Raw genomic sequence first — 2,368 nt, forward strand, 5'->3', positions numbered from 1 at the left:
GTCTTCATCATAAATGGTACCAGTGTCAGATGCTTGACCAATCTCAACAATGCCATTACCTGCAGAGACAGGGTTGCTAATCTCAAGCACCATGTCTTCTGATTTCTCATAGATAGCGTCGTCTGCAACAATCACTGTAATCACAGGTGCTTTATCTTGACCGGCTGGAATAGTAACCGTATCACCGTTCTTCAGGAAGTAAGCAATATCAACAGGATCCGTTAAGGTCACTGGTGTGCCATCAGCTTTAGTATAGCTAATAGCATAAATGTCTTGCGGCTCGATATTACTATCTGTTTGATTTAGTTTTACAAGTACTGTGGTGTCTGAGTCACTCTTTGTTTGCTGTGATACAGTGAAAGTCAAGGTGTTGTCTACACCCTCAATCGCTGTCTCTTTCGTCGCTTCAATATCAACAACAGACTTATCTCCATCAACAATGGTCATGTCTGCTGTGTCAGCGTTAGCATCAACCTCAATGGCTTCAAAGCCGCCACCTTGCGGGTTTGAGATAGTGATATCCACAATCTCATCACCCTCTGATAGCTGATCTTGAATCGTTACTAAATCAAGAGGCGCTGAGCTTGAACCCGCTGGAATAATCACTGTAGTACTACCAGTGAAGTCATCACCGTTTTCAGCAACGCCACTATAAGTCACTTCTACAGTGATATCGGTAATCGCATTAATCAAATTGCCATTAGCGTCGCGCAATTCAACTAGGAAGCTACCAGTGTCGCCTTCGTTAACAGTGTCAACATTGTCTACGATAGAAACAGTCACACCCTCTACCGGATTCATAGGATCTGTACCATCTTCGTCGTTGATGGTGCCTGTGCCAGTCTTACCGTCAACAGTTACTGTGGTAGTCTCACCATCATCAGCAATGTTGTCATCAATCGTCGGATAGCTAACCGTAAATTCAGTAACACCCGCTGGTACGGTAATAGTGCCTGTTGTAGCATCATAAGTAACGCCTTCACTAAAGACTGGCGCATTAGTGTAGTCATCGCCTTCAGTCGCTGTACCTTCAGTAATGCTAAAGTCATACGTCTCAGCTTTATCACTTGGTGTTGAGATGGTGATGGTATGAACTAAGTTTCCACCTTCAACAGCCACCGCATCGCCCACAGTAATCTCAGCTGTGTCCATATCAATAATGGTCATGTCTGCTGTATCAGCGTTAGCATCAACCTCAATGGCTTCAAAGCCGCCACCTTGCGGGTTTGAGATAGTGATACCCACAATCTCATCGCCTTCAACTAGGTTGTCTGCAAGGGTCTGCAAGTCAAGATTAAAGCTGCTTGAACCTGCTGGGATTGTCACTGTCGTGCTGCCGGTGAAGTCATCACCGTTTGCAGCAACGCCGCTGTAAGTCACTTCTACGGTGATATCAGTAATCGCGTTAATCAAATCGCCATTAGCGTCACGTAGTTCAACTGGGAAGCTGCCAGTGTCGCCTTCGTTGACCGTGTCAATCTTATCTACGATAGATACCGTGACGCTATCTAGTGGATTTAGAGGGTCTGTGCCATCTTCATCATTAATAGTACCTGATTGAGCATTATCACCAATGCTTGCACCATTATCATTACGGGCATCACTAATGATTAGACCAAGCGTCTCTTCGCCCTCTAAGATGTTGTCATCTGCAATTTCAAAGACAACTGGCACCTCTTTACTACCTGCAGCAATGACGATATCTACGCCGCTGGTTAAGAAACTTTCAATAGCAGATGGGTCTGTTAGGGTCACCTCACCTGTTGCATCTGTATAAGTGATGCTTGCAATATCACTTGCCGTGATGCCGGCGCTGCCAACCTTGTCTAGTTGTACTTTAACCGTGGTGTCTTTATCGCTCTTGAACGCTTGAGTAACTGCAAATTCAAGCGTGTCACTGTTGTCTGTGGTCTCAATCGCCTCAGCTTTCGTAACACCCAGATTAACAACCACTGCAACTGCGTTAACTGTGATATCAAGCTTAGAGCTATCTAATACTTCATTGGTGTCTTTGTTGATGACGTCATAGCTAATCGCTGGAACGTCACCTGTAAAGTCGCCATCTGGCGTGAAGGTGTAGCTGCCATCAGCGTTCACTGTTAGAGAGCCTACCGGATTGCCATCAGCGTCAACGATATCTACCTGTGTGCCAACAGTAATATTATCAGGGGTGCCATCACCATTAATGTCTACTTGAACATTATTAACGTTCAACGTGATGTCAGCATCTGTCTCAGAGGCGTTGCCTAATAGATTGCCGTCAACTGGCTGACCTTGATCGGTGCTCTGCGCTTCATCACCATCATTAAAGTCGCCTAAGCGATCTTCACTACCAGGTACTCGGTCTTCATCATAAATGGTACCAGTG

1 protein-coding gene is annotated in these 2,368 nt (G+C 45.4%); it reads right to left on the reverse strand.

What is annotated here, in order from left to right:
- Positions 1–2,368 (reverse strand): Calx-beta domain-containing protein (locus tag JFC05_RS12580; protein WP_198337130.1); only part of this gene is annotated, 2,368 nt, incomplete at both ends.

Source organism: Psychrobacter celer, from assembly GCF_016107555.1.
In the GTDB taxonomy this organism is placed as follows: domain Bacteria; phylum Pseudomonadota; class Gammaproteobacteria; order Pseudomonadales; family Moraxellaceae; genus Psychrobacter; species Psychrobacter celer.